12 protein-coding genes and 1 pseudogene are annotated in these 15,434 nt (G+C 58.4%); 6 read left to right on the forward strand and 7 right to left on the reverse strand.

Annotated elements, in window-relative coordinates; genetic code table 11:
* Positions 1–92: 92 nt before the first annotated feature.
* Positions 93–1,232, reverse strand: a complete 1,140-nt coding sequence (locus HB375_RS17200; RefSeq protein WP_167674296.1) for a GNAT family N-acetyltransferase — start codon at positions 1,230–1,232, stop codon at positions 93–95.
* 152 nt (positions 1,233–1,384) lie between these two features.
* Positions 1,385–2,779 (reverse strand): aspartate aminotransferase family protein, encoded by a 1,395-nt coding sequence (locus HB375_RS17205; RefSeq protein WP_167674299.1) that lies wholly within the window; start codon positions 2,777–2,779, stop codon positions 1,385–1,387.
* Positions 2,780–3,225: 446 nt separating this feature from the next.
* On the opposite strand from HB375_RS17205, the gene pepT reads away from it, so the two are divergent.
* The 4 genes from pepT to HB375_RS17225 all read left to right on the forward strand — a co-directional run bounded on the left by pepT (position 3,226) and on the right by HB375_RS17225 (position 7,423).
* Positions 3,226–4,461: a peptidase T gene (gene pepT, locus HB375_RS17210; RefSeq protein ID WP_167674301.1), complete on the forward strand. Its 1,236-nt coding sequence runs from the start codon at positions 3,226–3,228 to the stop codon at positions 4,459–4,461.
* A 168-nt stretch (positions 4,462–4,629) separates the two neighbouring features.
* Positions 4,630–5,304: a response regulator gene (locus HB375_RS17215; RefSeq protein ID WP_167674303.1), complete on the forward strand. Its 675-nt coding sequence runs from the start codon at positions 4,630–4,632 to the stop codon at positions 5,302–5,304.
* 122 nt (positions 5,305–5,426) lie between these two features.
* A complete protein-coding gene (locus tag HB375_RS17220; RefSeq protein ID WP_343232436.1) occupies positions 5,427–6,683 on the forward strand; it encodes a sensor histidine kinase in 1,257 nt (418 codons plus the stop codon).
* 155 nt (positions 6,684–6,838) lie between these two features.
* A complete protein-coding gene (locus tag HB375_RS17225; RefSeq protein WP_167674307.1) occupies positions 6,839–7,423 on the forward strand; it encodes a class I SAM-dependent methyltransferase in 585 nt (194 codons plus the stop codon).
* Between the two features lie 118 nt (positions 7,424–7,541).
* Here the strand turns inward: HB375_RS17225 and HB375_RS17230 are convergent.
* A pseudogene (locus HB375_RS17230) lies at positions 7,542–7,723 on the reverse strand (alpha/beta hydrolase); the annotation flags it as partial.
* On the opposite strand from HB375_RS17230, the gene HB375_RS17235 reads away from it, so the two are divergent.
* Complete coding sequence (locus HB375_RS17235) at positions 7,674–7,883, forward strand: hypothetical protein (RefSeq protein ID WP_167674260.1); 210 nt, start codon at positions 7,674–7,676, stop codon at positions 7,881–7,883. The pseudogene HB375_RS17230 and the gene HB375_RS17235 sit on opposite strands and share 50 nt — an antisense overlap.
* A gap of 58 nt (positions 7,884–7,941) precedes the next feature.
* A complete protein-coding gene (locus HB375_RS17240) occupies positions 7,942–9,480 on the forward strand; it encodes a bifunctional aminoglycoside phosphotransferase/ATP-binding protein (protein ID WP_167674309.1) in 1,539 nt (512 codons plus the stop codon).
* A 22-nt stretch (positions 9,481–9,502) separates the two neighbouring features.
* On the opposite strand, the gene HB375_RS17245 is transcribed toward HB375_RS17240, so the two are convergent.
* From HB375_RS17245 to HB375_RS17260, 4 genes are read right to left on the reverse strand one after another with little or no spacing between them, the layout of a single operon-like run.
* The gene (locus tag HB375_RS17245) at positions 9,503–10,705 is read right to left on the reverse strand and encodes a hypothetical protein (RefSeq protein ID WP_167674311.1); all 1,203 of its coding nucleotides are present in this window, start codon (positions 10,703–10,705) and stop codon (positions 9,503–9,505) included.
* Positions 10,705–11,892, reverse strand: coding sequence for a polysaccharide pyruvyl transferase family protein (locus HB375_RS17250; protein WP_167674313.1), 1,188 nt, complete (start codon positions 11,890–11,892; stop codon positions 10,705–10,707). The genes HB375_RS17245 and HB375_RS17250 overlap by 1 nt, the downstream gene beginning before the upstream one ends.
* Before the next feature lie 45 nt (positions 11,893–11,937).
* Positions 11,938–13,242 carry a glycosyltransferase family 4 protein gene (locus HB375_RS17255; RefSeq protein WP_167674315.1) on the reverse strand — a complete coding sequence of 435 codons (1,305 nt, stop codon included), beginning with the start codon at positions 13,240–13,242 and terminating at the stop codon, positions 11,938–11,940.
* Positions 13,239–15,377, reverse strand: coding sequence for a glycosyltransferase family 2 protein (locus HB375_RS17260; RefSeq protein ID WP_205800253.1), 2,139 nt, complete (start codon positions 15,375–15,377; stop codon positions 13,239–13,241). Before HB375_RS17260 ends, HB375_RS17255 begins: the two co-directional genes overlap by 4 nt.
* Positions 15,378–15,434 lie beyond the last annotated feature (57 nt).

A 15,434-nucleotide genomic window follows, 5' to 3' on the forward strand; every position in this document is an offset into this window, starting at 1 on the left:
GGTCAAGATTGGCTCCGACGTTTGAGGCTTATCTCCTGCGATGAACGTAGGATTGCGAGAATGTTCCGCTGTTCCCTCTGCACGACATCTCGTCACGATCGATCCCACATCTCGTCGAAATTCTCGAATCTCCGCAGGAGCGGATCGTTGCGTGTGGGTTCGAGCCAAGGCAACAAACGGCGAAGAATGGGATTGATGACGGCCGACGTGTGCCGCACGTAGAGGTCAATCGGATCGAGCCGATGGCGTAGATGATATTTCGGGTCGTAGTTCAATCCACTGCTGCAATATGATCGGTAACCGTTGGCGATGGCCCACGCGATCACATCGCGGACCACGACGAAATAGAGATGCAGATCGAGTGCGACCGCATAATCGAGGCCAATGTACTCGCTATAGATGGTGTCGCTTTGGACCATGCAGAAGTTGAAGGCAATGACCTTGCCTAACTGACGCCAGACGAAAAAGCGGGACTTATCCGGCATGGCTCGGCCGAGCGCGCAAAGAAATTCCGGCGTCAATTTCTCGAAATGCTGCTTTGATCGCGTGTAGACTTGTAGATACAGCGGATAGATCTCGCCGATGATTGGCGTGATATCAGTTGCCAGGCTCATCTCGACCGGCGGCGCACGATCCAGAGCCCGGAACTTCCGACGCAGCTTTGCGCGCATCGGCGGATGGAGGGCACGGCTCATGTAGTCCTCGAAACTGTCATATTTGATCTCGAGGCGAGTCATTGGAAGGCTCGGTATCCGAGCAAATCCTGCCTGTATGAAGCACGCGAGAGTCGGCCGGTATTTCGCAGGAAATTCCTTCATTACTACGAGGCGTGCCTTCATTGCGCGTGCATGATGCACAATCGCGGACGCCAGTCGGCTCGCGCCCTCCCGGCGCGACGGTTCATCGGCACCGTCAAGATGACCCTCGCCAGCCACACACCCGACCATGAGGGTTCGCAGCTTCAAGAAGTCGGGCCACAGGCGCCGGATCGCAGCCACGACAGCTTGCATACGCGGGCCCGTCCCGGCAATCAGATCCTGATCGAGAACGAAGAACGGCTGAACGGTGTTGGGTTCGCCCTTATCGTCATGAATGATGAAGTACCGGTACTCGAATTCCGGATGAATCGTGTCCTCCACGATCTCGTAGAAGCGATGATCCTTGCGCTCGCTCGCGAATGCGGAAGTCCATCGACGGCACTGCGCCAGCGCAGCGCGCGTGACGACCGCCACGCGACCTCCCGACCCGGCGCAGGCCTTCGTTCGCGTCCCGGAAGCATACAAGGTTTGCTCGATAAACCTCAGCAATTCGGACGAACCACAAGCAGCTGTCAGATAAGATGCAGTTTAATGCTATATTGTGGCCGAAGTTTATACGGGCCGAACTAAGGAGCTCGGCCTGCACGCATTCGCATGGCTTGATCGATCATGGTCTTGCCGAGTGACCAGACCGCCCCCGGTACCCGCTGACTATCCGCGATCACCGTATCGAATGCAGCCTCAATCCAGTCACAGTCAGCTTCGCTGAGGGTAAGAGGCGGCAACAGTTTAATCGTGTGACTGCCGTGTCCAGCGACTTGTGCCAGGATTTTGTGGTCTCTGAACAACGGCACCGCGATAAGCTGGCAGAACAGCCCGGCGTTGACCGCCTCCACCATGGTCCAGGCCGCCTTCAGCTTCAACGAACGGGGTGGGCCGAACTCGATCCCGATCATCAGACCTTTACCGCGGACACTCTGCACGAACTCGTAGCGTCGGGCGATCTCGATAAAGGCGCCAAGCAAGCGGTCTCCCCGCCGCTGCGCGTTGTCGATCAGCCCTTCGCGCTCGATAACGTCGAGGGTCGCCAAACCCGCCGCCATTGCCAAGTCGTTCTTGGCGAATGTCGAACCATGGACCACTGCCCGGTCCATGCGATTGAAGACCTTGTCCAAGATCCACTCCCGCGCGAGCACCGCTCCTATGGGCACATGCCCGCCCGAGAGCGCTTTGGCCAAAAGCACCATGTCCGGTTCGACATCCCAGTGCTCGACGGCGAGGAACTTGCCGGTGCGCCCCAGCCCCGTCTGCACCTCATCGGCCACGAACAGGGTCCCATACTTCCTGCAAAGGGTCGCTGCGCCCTCAAGATAATCGTCAGAAGGAATGTTAACGCCCTTGCCCTGAATCGGCTCAACCACGAACGCGGCAACCTGTTTTGACTTGAGAGCCTGATCCAATGCGTCGAGATCGTTGAACGGCACCTTGACACAATCCGGCAGGAGAGGACCAAAGCCCGTTTGAAAAATCTCGTCTCCAGTGAGCGAAAGGGCGCCGTAAGTGAGGCCATGGAAAGCGTGGCTGCAAGACACGACACGCGTCCGGCCCGTCGCGGCGCGCGCAAACTTGATCGCCGCTTCGACCGCCTCTGCACCCGAATTGGCAAAGAACACTCTCTGGAGGTAGGGAGCGCGCTGCAGCAGCTTCTCGGCCAAGACGCCTGCCAGGGGGGAGACGTCCATTTGAACCAAGTTGGGCAAATCACCGTCGAGCACCGACTTGAGAGCGTCACGGATGGCGGGATGGTTCCGGCCCAGCGCGAACACACCCCAACCGCTCAGGAGATCGAGATAGCGGTCCCCGTTCCGATCAAAGAGATAGGCCCCCTGCCCCTGGCGAAATCCAACATCGTACCCCAGCGCCTGCAGTACCCTCACCATCTGCTCATTGAGATAGCGTGAGTGAAGCGTGTAGCGCTCAGCCTCCCGCTCCGTGTAGAGGGATGCGATATCAAGGGCCATGCTCGACTCCGCGACAGAAGCGACGAAAAGGTCACGCTATTCGTTGCTGCTGCAGGCGAGGTGGATCCTGGACTTCCAATTCAACTGGATCTTATGGTGCTGGTCCAGGTGCTCCATTACTCCCCCTTACGAGAATAGCGGAGAGAATGACATTTTCGAGACGTCGGTTTTCTAACGCGCTGGCACGGGGAGACTTACCTATCCCACAGGTGAAACCGGGCCAGCATTGCAGTTCCTTGCCCCGTTCTACTCGACAGCCCTAGCAATAACAATCGCGGCCATTCGGTGAGGACAACCCAAGCCTCTGATATATTTGTATAATTCCGCCATCGGAATGCGGTTGATTGTTTGGGACGCCCGAAAATAAGGATTCTCGCAGCCCATTCACGCGACGGCTTTACCCCGCTACAAAGCCCGCTGTCTTCCTTCGCACTATGGATCGCGATATGGCCGCCAGCGTTACCGACCGTTTTCTCCGTTACGTCGTCATCGACACCCAATCCGACGCCAAGTCTCAAACTCAACCCTCAACCGAGAAGCAGAAGAACCTCGGCCGCCTACTGGTCGAGGAACTGCTTGAGATCGGCATCTCCGACGCGCATCTCGACGAGCACGGCTATGTCTATGCGACCATTCCGGCAACGACGGCCAAGAACAACGTTCCCGTCATCTGCTTCTGTGCCCACATGGATACGGCACCGGATTTCAGTGGCGCGAACGTCAAGCCGCAGGTCGTCAGGAACTACCAGGGCGGCGACATCAAACTCCCCGGCGACCCGAACCAGATCATCCGCGTTGCCGACCACCCTGTGCTGAAGGACCAGATCGGCAACGACATCGTCACGTCGGACGGCACAACGCTGCTCGGCGCCGACGACAAGGCTGGAATCGCCGAAATCATGGCGGCGGCCGAACTCCTGATCAAGAACCCGGACATCAAGCACGGCGCGATCCGCATTCTCTTCACCACTGACGAGGAGATCGGCCGCGGGGTCGTCAAGGTTGATCTGAAAAAACTCGGCGCCGATTTCGGCTACACGATGGACGGCGAGACGGCCGGCACCATCGAGGACGAGACCTTCTCCGCCGATGGCGTGGAGATCGCCATTAAGGGTGTGGCGATGCATCCGGGCTTCGCCTTCGGCAAAATGGAAAACGCCATCAAGATCGCCGGCGCTATCATAGATCGCCTGCCGAAGAACCTGGCCCCCGAGATGACGACCGGCCGCGACGGCTTCATCCATCCGACCGGCGTTTCCGGCGTGATGGAAAAGGCGAACCTCAGTTTCATCATCCGCGACTTCACGGAGGATGGCCTCAAGAGCAAGGAAGCGCTTCTGGAAAATATCACCAAGGAGGTGATGAAAAGCCATCCGGGCTCCAGCTACACCTTCACGGTCAAGGAGCAGTACCGCAACATGAAGATCGTGCTCGACCGCAATCCGGAAATCGTCGATTACGCGCTGGAGGCGATCAAGCGGGCTGGCATGGAGCCGGTGCGCGGCAGCATTCGCGGCGGCACGGACGGTTCGCGCCTCTCTTTCATGGGCCTGCCCTGCGCCAATCTCTTCGCCGGCGGCCATGCCTTCCATTCCCCGCTCGAATTCGTCAGCAGCCAGGACATGGAAAAGGCCGTGAGGACCATCGTCGAACTGGCCAAGCTCTGGGAGGAGCGCGCGTAAGCGCCTCCTCGCCTTTGACTGTCGATGATCCGCTGCATCCATAAAATCATCGACCATGTGTCAGTAACGGACCGGGCGGTCGGCGCGCTGGGTTCGGCCTTATTGTAATGTTCGTGCAATCGTGCCGGGGTAAGCACTAACTTATTACAATGGCTGGAAATGCCGACTATGCGGATTCTGCTCGTAGAAGACGACCCTCAGATGGCCGACGCTCTGAGCGAAGCCCTCAGGAAGTATTCGGTACTCGTCGATAGAGTGGCAACTCTCGCCGAGGCGGAGGAGGCTGCCGCGTTGAGAAGCCATGACGCCGTCCTGCTTGATCGACGCCTGCCTGATGGGGACGGACTGAATCTGATCCCTCCCCTACGAGCCCAAGATCCCGGCGTGCCTGTGATTGTTCTGACAGCGCGGGGGGAGCTACGAGAAAAGGTCGTCGGGCTTGATGCCAGCGCGGACGACTATCTCGCGAAACCCTTTGCCGTAGAGGAACTGTTGGCTCGCTTGCGGGCGGTCCTCCGTCGCCCCGCCAACCTTTCTTCGGATGTCATTCGGGCAGGACGGCTTTCGTTTGACTGCCAGCAGCGTTCGGCGGGCATCGACGGTAAACCGCTTGAGCTTTCGCGGCGCGAGCTCCTCGTATTGGAGGCTCTCATGCGGCGCAAAGGTCGAACCGTGCAGCGGGCGACACTCGAAGAGGCAGTCTATGGTTTCGACGATGAAATCCAGTCTAACGCCCTTGATACCCACATTTCACGATTGCGCCGAAAGCTCGGTGACGCGAACTCTGGAATCGAGATCCATAGTGTCCGAGGTATCGGCTATCTCCTGAAGCAGGTCGCATGATCAGCTCTCCGGTACGATCTCTTACGCGGACACTCATATGGAGGCTCATTGCCTTCCAAATTGCGGGCCTCGTCCTCATTCTTGTCCTCGTGGTCGGAACCTTGTCCGCCACGGGCCTGCTCGTGAACCTTGAGACGGAAGACGAGACCATAGCCATCCTCCAAGAGGCACTTGCTCGGGACGAGAACAACGGTCTCTTGCTTCGTCCAACACCGGCGCTCGCTGACCTTCGCTCCAAGGTTCCTGACCACTGGTTCATTGTGCGCGATCAAAACGGGCAACGACTAGCCGAGGGACAGCCGCCATCCGTCTTCGCCCGTATCGGTGCGTCGCTCGACGAGATCGGGCAGGCCCGGCTCGGTTGGAACATGGCCGACGACAGCTCGTCTCGCCCCACCGCACGCATGAAATGGATCGACACCCAGGCCGGTCGCGTCCAAATCCTGACCGGGTCCGGGCCGCAAGTGACGCCACACAAAATTCTGATGGCGACGTCACTCGTCATCTCAAGCCTCATCCTACCGAGCCTAGTTCCCCTGATCATTGCAACAATTGTTGTGACCCCCGTCGTCATACGACGCGCCCTGGCCGGGCTGAGCGAGGCGGCCGCGCAAGCAAGGGATATCGACATCAACCAACTTCATACCCGTTTGTCGGCCGATGCCGTTCCCAGCGAAGCCGCGCCCTTGGTGCAGGCCATTAACGACGCACTGGACCGCCTCGAAAGAGAATATGAAGGGCAGCAACGATTCCTGATGGCTGCGGCCCATGAATTGCGGACGCCCATCGCAGTGTTGCAAGTCCGCCTTGAGTCGCTGGCCGAAGGGGCCGTCAAAGATCGACTCCTTGAAGCTCTCAACCGTCTTGCCAATCTGGCCGGGCAACTCCTCGATATCCAGCGCCTGTCCCAATCCGCACCGGAGTTTGCGCGCATCGACTTGGTTGATCTCGCTCGTCGCGTGGCGAGCGATCTCGCGCCTCTGGCAATTGCAGCGGGATATGAGCCGGCGCTTGAGTCCGACGTGGATGAGATGCCAATCGATGGCGATCAATCGTCCCTTGAAAGGGCCCTGACCAATCTCATCCAGAACGCCATTCAACATGGAGGACGGAGAGGAACGATTACGATCACCGTCGGATCGGATTACTCGATCTCGGTCACCGATGAGGGGGATGGCGTTCCGGCAGAACGCAACGAAGACATCTTCAAGCCGTTTCATCGGCTTCACCCCCAAAGAAGCGGCGCCGGGCTCGGGCTTCACCTGGTGCGTGAGATCGTCCGCCGCCACGGGGGCCGCATCACGGTGATCAACGTTCCGCACGGAGGTGCCTGTTTCCGTATGACGTTCCGCCCCCCGCGCCAGTCGGCATCAAGATAGATCTTCGCGACGGCTTCGCCCGCCCGTAGCCTCGTATCAATTGTCATACGCACAAATGGAAATACGTCGGCACGTAATGTCTATGTAATCGGGCACGGCCATTAAGGACCTATCCGAAGACGCGTAAACAGATCGCGCAATCAAAGGATCGGTCGATGCCCTCGAGTGACTTACTTCATTTCTTTAAGGCCTGGATTGCCGATCCCAAGTATGTCGGGGCGATTGCACCTTCGGGTAATGCGTTGGCGGAAGTCATCACGTCTGAGATAAGCCGAACCTCCGGCCCAGTTCTAGAGCTAGGCCCAGGAACCGGCGTCTTTACGGAGGCCTTGTTGAACAAGGGGCTTCGTCAGGAAGAACTCACGCTTATCGAGTACGGCTCCGATTTCGCGCGCCTTTTGCATCACCGCTTCCCGCGGGCGCGCGTCTTGTGGATGGATGCCTCGCGACTGGCGCATCATGGCCTCTTCGAGGGAGCGCCCTTGGGAGCTGTCGTCAGCGGCATTCCGCTCCTGAATCTTCCTCCACGAAAGATCATTAGAATCCTCTCAGGCTCCTTTCGGTACATGCGTCCAGGTGCCGCTTTCTACCAGTTCACATATGGCCCGAGATGCCCCATCTCTCGCCCGATGCTGGACCGACTTGGGCTCAAGGCATCCCCGGTCGGAAGAGCGATCGCCAACGTCCCGCCAGCCTCAGTGTATCCCATCACAGGACGTGGCGTTCGATTGCCCATTTAGCTGGGTCTCTCACAAAGGCCAGATACGCAGTTTCGTCGTCGCCGGCCAGGACGGTCGCCTGGTTGGCCGGGATTGCCATCCCTTCAGGTTTCGTTCGGTCATCAGCTCGGTTGCCGAAGATTGTCGGCACGGCAATGACCGGACATTTGGCAAGCCGCTTTTCCAGTTCGTCATATTTCAGGTCTCCAGCCGCGCGCGGCAATTATGGATGACGATGCTGACGCGGTCCGGATTGTAGAAGGACGCCGCCGTGCGGTCGAATGTGGCATCGTCGAAATTCCATTTCGGCGACGCGCTCCGCGCCCTGTCGGTAACATTCGCGCAGGTTCTTTCTGGCGAACGGAAGGCCGCTGCTCTGGCCATGCTCAGAATAGCGCCGCAGGCGAAGTTCCACCGGATCGAGCTTGAGCGCGACGAAAATCTCGTCCAGGGCGCAGACCTCTTCTCTTTTTCTGCCTAAACCACGCACATTGTCTATATCATGAAGATCGCCAACTGTTCCTTGAGGAGAGGGCGTCATGATTGTCAGCGATCAGAGCGATGTCGTCAGCTTTATCGAGGACATCCTCAAGCAGCGTGGCTGGAACCTTGAAACCATAGCGACACATGCATCGCTGGTTTTCCTGGCAGGCGACCGCGCTTACAAGCTGAAGCGTGCCGTCTCTTACCCCTATCTCGATTTTTCTACATCCGAGAAGCGCCTCGCTGCATGCCAGACGGAAGTCACACTGAACCGGCGGACGGCTCCCACGCTCTACCTCGGCGCTCGAATGATTACGCGGGATATGGCCGGCCAACTATCCTTCGACGGAGTCGGCTCTCTCGTTGATGCCGTGGTCGAAATGCGTCGCTTCGATCAGATGATGCTGTTCGATAACATGGCCCAACGTGGCGCGCTAACGCCCCAAATCATGACAGATCTCGCGCGGTGCATCGCCGCCTTTCATCGTGACGCGGCGAGCAGCGGAACCCATGGCGGCGCGGATGGGATCGCCGCCGTTCTTCACATCAATGACCGCTCTCTTCGCGCGACGGGCCTCGTCACCGGGGAGGAGGCAGATGCGTTTTTCGCACTTTTCAAGCAAACACTGGAGCGGCACATCGCACTTCTCGACATGCGGCGCGAAGCTGGAAAGGTCCGGCGCTGTCATGGCGATCTGATCTTGCGCAACATCTGTCTCGTGGACGGGATACCAACGATGTTCGACTGCATCGAGTTCGACGATTCGCTCGCGACAATCGATATCCTCTATGATCTCGCTTTCCTGCTGATGGATTTATGGCACCGCGATCAACGTGACCACGCCAATCTCGTGCTCAACCGATACCTCGACGAGTGCGACGAAGGCGACGGACTGCCCCTGATGCCTTTCTTTATGGCGATCCGCGCCGCGGTCAGAGCCCACGTTACGGCGGCGCAGATGGCCAGTGCGGACGCGAAGAATAAGCCAACGTTTGAGGCCGAAGCGCGGACCTACTTCGATCTCGCGTGCAAATTGCTGCAACCCGAGCCCGTAAGCCTGGTTGCAATCGGCGGCTTTAGCGGATCAGGGAAATCGACCGTCACCTCGCTTCTCGCCGCCTCTCTCGGGCCCGCCCCCGGCGCACGAACGCTCAACAGTGATCGAATACGCAAGAAGTTATATGGTGTCGCGGCTGAGACCCATCTTCCTGAGGCAGCCTATCAGGCAAGCGTGTCAGAGAAGGTTTACAACTTTCTCCGAAGGGAAGCTCGCCGCATTCTCGATACGGGTCACGGCGTCGTTGTGGACGCCGTCTTTGACCGTGCAGACGAGCGCGAGGCCATTCAACAAGTTGCCGAGCAGGGAAGCGTTCGTTTCCACGGCTTTTGGCTTGAGGCACCACGAGAAACGCTCATTTCCCGCCTGGCGGCCCGGCATCACGATCCATCCGACGCAACCGTTGAGGTGCTGGCAGGCCAGCGCCAGCGCGCTCACGGAGACATGACATGGAAACCCATTGATGCGTCGAGCGACCCAGCTCAAACGCGCGATCTTATCCGCGTCTCGATGAAGCTGAGGCACGCCGATACCTGATAACCATGGTTTACACGCGCTCTCACTCGACTTGAATTGTCACGGGGATGCGCACGAGATCGCGATCCCAGGTCACTGCACAATTCTTGAGCTGGTACCGGGTCAGATAGAGGAACCCGCGTTCACCAATATCCTCGAATGACGGTGTCCGAGCGCCGGGATCGATGAGAGAGGGGTAAAAATAGGCGTGCAGCTCATTGCACGATTTGTCCCAAAGCAGTTGCGCCTCCATGACGAGAGACGCATCCGACCAAGTCAGAAGGTCCGATGATGTCGAGGCAAATATCCCTTCCACCCAACGCCCCTCCAGGTTGCGGCGCCTGTCGCCAAACACCGCAAGGACCTTGCCGCTTTCGCGGTGCTTGACCATGCTACCAATCATGCGACCGATTGCATTCGGCGCGACGGGAGCACAGACATGGGCCCCCGGGTTCTCGACCGATTGCCGGAAGGGATCGACAAACTCAGCCGAGAAATCCGTTCCATTCCACGCCCGCCAGGAAAACGGATCATCAAGGTCTTTGGTGCGGATCAGACAGTTTCCGCGGCGCTGCGCCTTGTATCCATCCGCAAAGATAAATGCGTAGAACCATCCTTCGTGTTCGATGATGTTGGAAGGGTTTGCATAACCCACGCGCCCGTTGCGATCCGTCGGGAACCCATAAGGCAATGTTGCGACAACCGGCGGCCTCGACACCTCCAGGGGCTGAAAGCTTTGTCCGCCGTCACGCGAAACAAGAGCTGTGATGGTATTGAGCAAACAAGGACTGTAGCGACCGGCTGGGCATTGATCGGGGGTGCGCTCGCCTCTCAATTCAGTATGAGCGAGCGCGTAAACCGTCGTTCCATCGCGGGTATAGACGCCGCCGATCCAGCTGAGATCATCGAAATCAGACAGCCTGGCTGACCGTTTCCCCTCATACAACATGGAACACTTTGGCCGTACACCATCGAGGTCGGGCCCAACAAGAGCCCGATTGTCGTTGTGACTAACGACTAGGCTCACTTGCCCGGAAGCGCCGCGAAACGCGCGTGCCGGCGCGTCCGGCACGTTGTTCTTTGCGCATGCGTCCCGAGCCCACTCAAAAACCGTCTCAACAGGTCCATCGGGAACCACCATGAGGGACCGGTGCTCGGGCTTCTCGGCTCGAACACCGGCCCACAGGCTGCTCGCCGCCAGGAGGGAAACGGCGAGTAGCTCCAGCGTTCTCTTCGACCGGGCCATCAGGCAGCCTTTTGGGTCGGCTCCTGAACCCTCTGCATGACATCGACCATTTTGGTATCGACACCATTCTCCACCAGGAACTGCCGCATTTCGCGATAGGTGTGGTGGTAGGCACGGTTGAATTTGTCGAACAACGATTGATCCCAATACTCTTCGAGGTTGAAATCCTTGCCCGAGAAGACATCGAAGCTCGGGATCTGGAAGGTCTCGGCGAATTCCACCGTCCGACTGTCATAGGTGAAGTAGATGGAAGGCGTTCCGTTCGACAGGGCCATCAGATTGCCGTGCAGGCGATAGCCCAGGACGAGGTCCTTCTGCTGAACAAGGTCCTCATAGTCGGCCACGACATCCGAATAGAAAAGCCGCTCACGATGGAGCTTCTCCATCGTCTCGTCCATGTACCAGTCGGACACCCATTTGTTGGCGCGGAGAGCCGCAAAGGCTTCTTCCTTCTGCTCTTGCGTGCCAAAGACGATTTTCTTCTCCTCGACTTCGCCCTGCGCCATGAGGACGACGTCGAAGCGCTGCGCCAGGGATTTGACGAGATCGCGATGGAAGGTCAGGTAGCGCTTAATATCCTGCGCATAGGCCGGAGACACCTCTCGGCGCATAGTAATGCCCGCGTAACGGACCTTTTCGAGCGGCGGCAACTGGATTTTCATGTTGGGGTTGTTGCGCCGGAATGCCGTAGGGCAACCAATGATCCGCACGTTGCGAATGCCGATATCCCAGAGGACCTGAGCCGAGTAGGTGCCGCGCACACCGATGGAGGTGGTCGAATCCGCCATCATGCGGAGGACCGTCTTGGTCTCGTCGGAGAGCTCAAGCTTGCCCTTGACCGGCGCCTGAGCGCCGATGCCATAAGCGATGACCGGGATCTTCAACCTCTTCAGAACATCAATAGTCTGGCTCCAGCGCATGTCCTTGTGCACATAGTTGGAACCACGCAGGAAGACGTAATCATACTCCTCATTCAGCCGGTCGATGTCATCGAGATTCGGATTGGCAATAGGCAGAACGCCAAGCTTTTCGAAGTTCAGGAGCTTGAGGGATGAATCGAAGACGAAAGCGTCGCCGATATTATGATAATGATTGATATGGTTCTGAATCTCCTTGTAGCGATACCAGCGAACATTGTCGTGGTCATATACCTCGCCCGAGGGAATCATAACAAGAATGCGTGCCACTTTTGTCTCCTTAATTACTTATGGTTGGATTTCTCAGGGTATCGATTATGCCGAGCGCACCGAGCGAGAAGCTCCGCGATCCCGGCTGGCAGCGATGCTGTAATAGAGATCGAGATGCTGCTTCGCGCATTCGCGGAAATCGATTGGGCGCGTGATGCCGGTACGCAGACGCTCCCAGAGCGTCTCATCGGTCAGGGCTTCAACCATGCGGTCAACCAGATCCTCGGATGAGCCGGCACGGAAGTGCAGACCATCGACGCCATCGGTGATCTTTTCGGCCATTCCGCCGATGTTGCTGCAAATCATCGGCCGCCCGTGAAAGAAGGATTCCTGAATCACGATGGGCGAGTTCTCCCACCAGATTGAGGGAATGATGGTCCAATCAATGGAGCGCATCAGACGCGGCATTTCGCTGTTCTGGTAGGCACCGTAGAACCTTGCACGAGGCCCGGCCTGCTGGATGAGCTTCTCAATCTTCTCCTGAAAAACCTTGGGCTGCCTGTCGAGATTTCCGCCAAAGATCATGAGCTGCGCATCCTCGCCCCAGATCGCCTCCGGAATGCGAGCGACGGCGTCGAGCAGGACATCGACGCCCTTGAACGATGTGATTTGCCCAAAGTACCCGAAGCGGGCGCGCCGCCCGCCGGAGGCACCTATTCGCGGCGCAACCGGCGCGGATATATCCAAACCATTCTCGATGACGGTGAATTTGGAACGCTCCAGCCCCCAGTCAACGTAGCGGTCGACCAGAAACCGGCTTGGTGACACAAAATGATCGGCGACCTGGAGCAGACCGCGCACGAAATTCTCGCGACGCAGAAAGCGCGCCGGCGAGATATCAGGAAAACACGCGTTGCAATCCGCGGGTGAGGATTGACGGCAAAGGTTTGTGCTTCGCGTTTTCACCATCTGGCCATGATGGTGACAGATCGCGAGAAATTCGTGGAAAGTCACAACGATGACGGTATCAGGCAGTGCCCGGCGAACCGCATAGATGCACTCAAGCCCGAGTCCTATGAAGTGGTGAAAGTGGATCACATCCGGCTTGAGGTCCAGCACGACTCGAAGAAAATCCCGCTCAATTTCTTCGGTGTTGTGATTGGAAAGGAGGAAGTGATCATACTCGTCTGCATGATAGAGGAACTCACCCTCTTTCTGCCGCAGGCTGAGAAGAGCCGTTCCTCCGTGCCGGACGACAGGGTGCCCGACACGAGCCAGGTAGCGGGAGTTGACGCCCTCCGTCTCGTTGAGCCCCTTGTGGAGGTTGTAGGAGGCGATCTCCGCGCCACCGAGCGAGAAGCTCGGATGGCCGTGCGAGACGATTAGAATTCGCAGCGGGTCGTAAGTCATTCTGTCCCTCGCATATTGGAAACCAAGAGAGACCAGCGCCGGTCGAAACTCCAGTGATCGATCCGTTGCGTCAGCCGCGTCCGAGGCAGGTTGGCATCGGCAGGCACTACATCGGCGGCGATCATCTCCACTTCCGGCAACCAGAGGGATGGTGTGCCAGCGAGTCTCAGCTTGAGGCAGAGATCACGCACCTTCTCCTTGATGCTCAAATAAGACTGGCTGAATCCGCCGACATCCTGAAAGGCGGCTCTAGAGACCAAGCAACATGCAGGGGAGCCCGCCATGACCTCGATGGGCTCCGCGCCTCGGATCACGTCGCAAGGATACCCGAGAAAGCTGTCGACCAGTCTGCGCTCTCGCTGATCCAGGAGCGTACCGGCAAAGGAAATCGAATTGTCCTCGAAGACCACCGTCGGGCTCACCAGAACCTTGCCCGCGCGTGCCCTGTATGCACGTTCCATCACCGAGAACCATCCGTGAAGACGGGGTAGCGCTCCCGCGGAGAGAAGGGCCAGCGTCTCGCATTCCGTCGCATGCACCGCTGCATCCCACGCATCGCAGGCATCCTGAACGCCGTCAGCCGAGACAAGCCTTATGCCGAGACGATAGAAGCTTGCCAGGCGTTGGACCTCCAGCGCGATTTTTCCAAAGACCTCCGCCGGCACCGAGAGGATCATCGGCAAGTCGCGCGTATCGGGATCGAGCGCGAGAAGGACTAATGTCGTCAGGATCTCTTCCGACTCGAAACCTCCGCCGACAACGAGACCGGTCAGTACCGCGCTCTCATCGTAGCCGAAATCCCGGTGTTCTACGACACGCGGCTTCTGATGGTCGAGCGCCTGAAGCATCGGCCCAACATGGGCCTCGATTGCGGACGCGGCGGCAGCGGAGCGAGGATCGAGGACCGTTATCACCCGATCGAGCGTGCGCCGTGACGATGATTTCACCGCCTTGAGGGGATAGAACGCGGTTTCGTCGTCGAGAGAGAATTCAAAATAGACCGCGCAGTCGTTCGCGGCGGATAGCTTCGGAACAAAGGCCATGAAGCCATGGTCGTTCTGTTGCGGATCGAGCCTTTGAGCGAACGCGGCATCCTGTTGGAAGGCTGCCGTTACGTCCGGCCGAGCCAATCGCGTCCAGATCCCGTCAATCGCGACGGATTCCTTCCCGGCATGAAGCTTGACAGACTGAACCAAGTTATCCGGGTCGAGCATCCAGCCACAGACCAGCATGCCACCTTTCGGCAACTCCAGAACCATGTCCATGCCGATGCGAACCGGCTGCTTGAGGGTCGATACCGTATCCCGACCATCAAAACGCTCTCCCGCGCGTCGCAATGTCATCAGCGTCTCAGAACTAGCGTTCGCTCGCGGAATGGCGTCGCGAATATGAGCTGGCACATCGGTTGGCGCCAGATGGGTGCAGCGGTCATAAATATCGAGCGCAAGCCAGCCCTGACCACCTCGAAAAAACAGGCGCTTCAGGCCCCGCGTGTCAACGAGCGCCCCTCCGGTATCCAGGATTCCGACAAATCCATGTCCACGTCCGCCGAGATCATCGCGCTGAACAGCCGCGCTTCGGAACTCGCCCATGGAAAGCTGCCCGTGTGATGCGAGCAAATGCACCCGATCAGACGGTAGCCCGCTTGACCATCCCTGAAGGAAGACCTCTCCGGTATCGAGCGTGCCCATGACCTCGACAAATCCGTCATTGAGCGCTGCAGCGCTCAGCATCGCAAGCATGGCGGCAAGGCGCTTAGAGCTGGCTCCCCCTTTTAAAAGAGCATTGGCGACACCATCCGCGACACCGGAGAACTCTGGCCCGGCATCGCGCGATGTCATGCTCATGAACGTTTCCAAGGAAAGAGCTCGGCGGATCAATGTGTAGCGTACCGGCTGCTGTCCCTTGCGACGCATGACAACCGAGCGAACACGAACCCGACCGGCAACCTTGACCGGTATGACCGCGATGAAGCCGATGGCTGCTTCCGCCGACGCGCCGTTCCGTGTCCATGTGAAAACACTTGCGGTCATGGACATGGCCGGGTCGCCATTGAGCAGAACGGGTACGACACCCGGCATGGCGTCGGAAACTCCGCTGACAAGCACAAGGTCCTCCCCGATAGGGGCGGCCAACGCCGATTCTCCATCAACCGGAAGATCTAGCTCGGTACCGGAAAGGGCCGGAGCCAC

Origin of the sequence: Microvirga terricola (assembly GCF_011777495.1) — a bacterium.
Classification (GTDB): Bacteria; Pseudomonadota; Alphaproteobacteria; order Rhizobiales; family Beijerinckiaceae; genus Microvirga; species Microvirga terricola.

Excerpts from the sequence above, each read along its gene's own strand:
- HB375_RS17205 (WP_167674299.1), bottom strand. The coding sequence starts at position 2,779 with ATGGCCCTTGATATCGCATCCCTCTACACGGAGCGGGAGGCTGAGCGC.
- pepT (WP_167674301.1), top strand. The coding sequence starts at position 3,226 with ATGGCCGCCAGCGTTACCGACCGTTTTCTCCGTTACGTCGTCATCGAC.
- HB375_RS17215 (WP_167674303.1), top strand. The coding sequence starts at position 4,630 with ATGCGGATTCTGCTCGTAGAAGACGACCCTCAGATGGCCGACGCTCTG.
- HB375_RS17225 (WP_167674307.1), top strand. The coding sequence starts at position 6,839 with ATGCCCTCGAGTGACTTACTTCATTTCTTTAAGGCCTGGATTGCCGAT.
- HB375_RS17240 (WP_167674309.1), top strand. The coding sequence starts at position 7,942 with ATGATTGTCAGCGATCAGAGCGATGTCGTCAGCTTTATCGAGGACATC.
- HB375_RS17245 (WP_167674311.1), bottom strand. The coding sequence starts at position 10,705 with ATGGCCCGGTCGAAGAGAACGCTGGAGCTACTCGCCGTTTCCCTCCTG.
- HB375_RS17255 (WP_167674315.1), bottom strand. The coding sequence starts at position 13,242 with ATGACTTACGACCCGCTGCGAATTCTAATCGTCTCGCACGGCCATCCG.